This window comes from Streptomyces albidochromogenes (assembly GCF_005981925.1).
GTDB classification, from domain to species: Bacteria; Actinomycetota; Actinomycetes; order Streptomycetales; family Streptomycetaceae; genus Streptomyces; species Streptomyces albidochromogenes.
The window spans coordinates 1-4,068 of the sequence record NZ_VBVX01000448.1 but is presented as its reverse complement, the minus strand read 5'-3'; the positions used below and the strand labels follow the sequence as shown (position 1 = coordinate 4,068).

Sequence of the window (4,068 nt, the reverse complement as noted above, 5' to 3'; positions counted from 1 at the left end):
GTCGGCGTCCTGCCCGCACCGCACTTCGCCACCGCCACCACCACCCTCGGGCCCGGCGACACCCTGCTGCTCTACACCGACGGGCTCACCGAGGCCCGTACGGGCGAAGACCGCGCCACCCTGTACGGGGACGAGGCCCTGCGTGACTTCGTCGCCGGCCACGCCGGCAAGCCGCCGCAGGCCGTCGTCCAGGCCCTCACCGGCCTGCTGGCGGACTTCGGTGACGGCCTCGACGACGACACCGCCCTGCTCGCCCTCGGCGTACCCGCCTCCGGCCCGACGACGAAGAACCCGCTATGAGCCCGCTGACCATCACCACCCGAGACACCGCGACCGGCCCCGTCCTGGAGATCACCGGCGAATTCGACTACACCAACGCCACCGAGCTGCGCGACCTGCTCGGCACGCTCGCCCTCCGGCCCGGCCGGCGCCTCGTCCTGGACCTGGCCGGCATGACGTTCTGCGACTCCAGTGGCATCACCGCTCTGATCGCCGCCCGCAACCACGTCCACGCGGCCCAGGCCGACATCGCGCTCGCGGCCGTACCCGCCAATACGCTGCGCATCCTGCGCATCGTCGGCCTCGACCAGATCTTCCCGCTCTACCCCGACACCGACGCCGCCACGCGTTTCTGACCGCGCGGACGAGCCCGCGCCGGTGCGAAGGGCGTGGAGCCGTCCTGGCCCATGAGGTACGGCCAAGGCATGTCACCGCGTGATGACTGACATGATGGGGCCGTCCCCCGGGCAGAGCCCGGGAGGCGGTTTCGTACGGGGCCGCGGAGGCCAGGGTTGTGCTGAGGAAGAGGAGTGGTGGGATGCCGGTGGAGAGGCTGGTGATCACACCGGCGGTGGTGGAGCGGGACGCCGTGCTGGCGTTGGCCGGCGAGCTGGACATGGGCTGCGAGGATCTGCTGGCCGAGGCGGTCGGGGAAATGCTCGCGGCCGGCTATCGGCGGGTGGTGCTGGACTGCGCGGAGATCTCGTTCTGTGACTCCCGCGGATTCAGCGCGCTCCTCGTGGCCCGGCAGACCATCCAGGACGCCGAGGGCGCCTTGGCCCTGGCCGCCGTACCGGAGCGCCTCGACAACCTGCTGACGCTGGTCGGCGCGGAGGAGATCTTCGCCATCGCCCCCACCGTCGAGCAGGCGCGCTTGCTGCTCGCCGGTCTCGCCGACGGCCCCCGGGCCGAGCCGGCGTAACCCGCCGCCCGCCGGGCCCGGCGCGGCCCGCGCCGTACGGCAGCCGCGTTCCTCATGCCGGAGCCGGGCGGGTGGACCACCGAGGTCGCCTCCGTCGTGCGGTCGCCCCGCACCCTGCCCACTTCACCGGTGAGGGATACTGGGGCGAAGACAGCGGATGACCGAGGGGCGAGGGCGTGGACGATTCAGGGGAGACGGATGCGTTCAGTGCGTCGTCGGTCCCGTCCACGGGCGCATTGCGCATGCACCCGTTGGCGGACCGGCCGGGCTGGCAGGCGGTCGGCGAGATCAGTCTGATCACACGCCCCGCCTGGGAACAGACTCTGCACCAGCTTGCCCTGAGCGACGAAGAGGCGTGCCACTTGGAGCTTTCCGCGATCACCTTCGTCGACATGGCTGGTGTCTCTGCTCTGGCGGTGGCCGCCCAGGGCCTTCCGGAGGGGCGACGTATCGTGCTCGAAGAGCCGCCTGCCGCCTTGCGGCGCGTGCTGGACATGTTCTGGCCGGACCTGAACACCGTCGAGGTGGTGGCGTGATGACTGCCCCCACCACCGAGCCCTTTGTGCATCCCGCGCTGTTCTACAGAGGCGAGAAGGAGTACCTGCACGGCACGGTGCCCTTCATCCGCGACGGTCTGCGCGCCGGGGAACCGGTGGCGGTCGCCGTGCCCGGGCCGAACCTGGGCGTCCTCAAGAAGGCCCTGGGCGACGACGCCGCGGACGTGCGGTTCCTCGACATGACCGAAGTGGGGCGCAACCCGGGACGGATCATCCCCAAGGTGCTGCGCGCGTTCGCGGACGCCCACCGGGATACGCGGGTACGGATCATCGGCGAGCCGATCTGGGCGGGCCGCAGCAATGTGGAGTACCCGGCGTGCGCCCAGCACGAGGCGCTGATCAACCCGGCGTTCCAGGGCCGCGAGGTCACCATTCTCTGCCCGTACGACGCCGAACGCCTCGACGAGCACGTCATCGCCGACGCGTACGCGACGCACCCGGTCGTCATCTCCGGCGGCCAGGAGCAGCGCAGTACCGCCTACGCACCCGAGCGGGTCGTGGCCCGCTACAACCTGCCGCTGGGGCCCTCGGCGGCGACCGAGGAGTTCGCCTTCGACGCCGAAGGGCTGCCGGGCGCCCGGCACTTCGCGGTCGAACGGGCCGAACGGTTCGGCCTGTCCGGCATCGGCCTGGAGGACGTGGCCCTCATCGTGGCCGAGCTGACCACCAACAGCGTGGTGCACGGCGGAGGTTCGGGCACCATACGGGTGTGGTCCGACGGCGGCCAGATGGTGTGCGAGGTCCGCGACCAGGGGCACCTGCGCGATCCGCTCGCCGGACGCCGCCCGGCCACGCGGGACCAGCAGGGCGGCCGCGGACTGCTGCTGGTGCACTACCTGGCCGATCTCGTACGCATCCACACCGGCCCCGAGGGCACGTCGATCCGCTGCTACATCAGCCGCTGACCCGCTGGGCACCTGTGCGCGCAACGGAACCTCACCAAGCTGGTCACGGCCGCCGGCCTCGGGCGACCCGGCCCGGGCTGCTGCCGCATGGTGGGCCGCCGCGCGGGCGGACCACCATGCGGACCTTGTGGTGAGTGAGGTCCCGGTCGGACACGCACCCTTCATCGCGGGCTGAGCGACTTCGCAGTTGATCGGCCGGACAGGCAGAGCACCGCGCCCATCAGGAGCACCATGCCGGTGACGACGACCGGATTCAGACGATCACCGAGCAGTACGACGCCGATGACCGCTGCGGTCAGCGGTTCGACGAGAGCGATGACGGAAGCAGTCGTCGCCTTCACCACGCTGAGCCCCGCGAAGAACAGGGTGTAGGCCAGCGCCGTCGGAATCAGACCGAGGTAGCCGATCGATGCCACTGTCCAGAACAGGTGCCCGGTGCCGGGCAGCCAACCCTCGACAAGCGCCAGCGGGAAGAGACACACGGTGCCGATGGCGAACGCGACCACCATCGCGTCGAACGCGCCGCCCTCCCGCCTGCGGCCGGAAGCACGCCCGAGCAGTGTGACACCGGCATAGCCGACAGCCGAGAGCACGGCATATCCGAGGCCGAGCAACGGGTTGGGGCCCGTGCTCTGGTCGGTGCCGCACATGAGCAGCCCCAACCCGAGTACGCCGCTCACCACAGCGAGCACACCCGCCCTGCCGATGCGCTCGTCGAGCAGCAGCCTGGAACCCACCGCCACGAGTACCGGACCGGAGCCGAGTGTCACCATGGTGGCCACGGTCAATCCGGCCTGCTGGACCGCGGCGAAGTATGCCGTCTGGTACACCGCGAGTCCGAAGCCCGTGGCCACGACCCGGCCCTTGCCTCTGAGGAGGCACCGCACCAGCGAGTCGCCCGGAGCCGAACGGCGTCGCCTCCACAGGGCCCGGAGCGTCAGCAGCAGCGCCAGCCCTCCCAAGAACCGCCAGAACGACGCCGCGCCGGGGCCGATGCCGCCCATGTCGTACAGCACCGCCGCCACGGCGCCACCAGTACCCCACGCGGTCGCCGCTGTCGCGACGTAGAACATGCCCTGTCGCAAGGACAAGGCGGTAGAAGATCGCACTGCTGTCTCCATCAGATCTGCGCATCACGAACAACGTCGTCGATGGGCAGCACACGCTGACCGCCCCAGGTGTACTGAGGCGGTTCGGCGCAGTCGCCGCCGTCAGAGGACGGGCGGCGGAGGAGTCAGCATCTGATGCATGCGGTCAACGTAGTCGCTGCACCCCCGACCACGCATGCGCATTCGGCGCAGAGCACAGCCCCACCGTGGTGGGACAGTTGAGGGCCGGCACCACTCAGCCGTCTCCCACGTCCGGTGCGAACAGCTGCTGGGGGAGGGGACCAAGGGATGCGGGT

The 4,068-nt window shown here is 70.6% G+C and carries 6 protein-coding genes; 5 read left to right on the top strand and 1 reads right to left on the bottom strand.

Annotated elements, in window-relative coordinates; translation table 11 throughout:
* The 5 genes from E2E34_RS32145 to E2E34_RS32125 form a co-directional block, all read left to right on the top strand.
* On the top strand, positions 1–300 hold a 300-nt coding region (locus E2E34_RS32145; protein ID WP_138905372.1), incomplete at its 5' end, for a PP2C family protein-serine/threonine phosphatase.
* Positions 297–635, top strand: a complete 339-nt coding sequence (locus E2E34_RS32140; RefSeq protein WP_138905371.1) for an STAS domain-containing protein — start codon at positions 297–299, stop codon at positions 633–635. The genes E2E34_RS32145 and E2E34_RS32140, both read left to right, overlap by 4 nt.
* Positions 636–817: 182 nt before the next feature.
* Positions 818–1,201 carry an STAS domain-containing protein gene (locus tag E2E34_RS32135; protein WP_138905370.1) on the top strand — a complete coding sequence of 128 codons (384 nt, stop codon included), beginning with the start codon at positions 818–820 and terminating at the stop codon, positions 1,199–1,201.
* Between the two features lie 176 nt (positions 1,202–1,377).
* On the top strand, positions 1,378–1,737 hold the full coding sequence (locus E2E34_RS32130) for an STAS domain-containing protein (RefSeq protein ID WP_341870246.1): 360 nt from the start codon (positions 1,378–1,380) through the stop codon (positions 1,735–1,737).
* The gene (locus E2E34_RS32125) at positions 1,737–2,663 is read left to right on the top strand and encodes an anti-sigma factor RsbA family regulatory protein (RefSeq protein ID WP_138905369.1); all 927 of its coding nucleotides are present in this window, start codon (positions 1,737–1,739) and stop codon (positions 2,661–2,663) included. The genes E2E34_RS32130 and E2E34_RS32125 overlap by 1 nt, the downstream gene beginning before the upstream one ends.
* Positions 2,664–2,824: 161 nt before the next feature.
* On the opposite strand, the gene E2E34_RS32120 is transcribed toward E2E34_RS32125, so the two are convergent.
* Entirely contained in the window at positions 2,825–3,748 is a 924-nt protein-coding gene (locus E2E34_RS32120; protein WP_244316332.1) for a DMT family transporter, read from the bottom strand.
* Positions 3,749–4,068: the final 320 nt, after the last annotated feature.

Coding starts and splice junctions, on each gene's coding strand:
- E2E34_RS32140 (WP_138905371.1), top strand. CDS start 297: ATGAGCCCGCTGACCATCACCACCCGAGACACCGCGACCGGCCCCGTC.
- E2E34_RS32135 (WP_138905370.1), top strand. CDS start 818: ATGCCGGTGGAGAGGCTGGTGATCACACCGGCGGTGGTGGAGCGGGAC.
- E2E34_RS32125 (WP_138905369.1), top strand. CDS start 1,737: ATGACTGCCCCCACCACCGAGCCCTTTGTGCATCCCGCGCTGTTCTAC.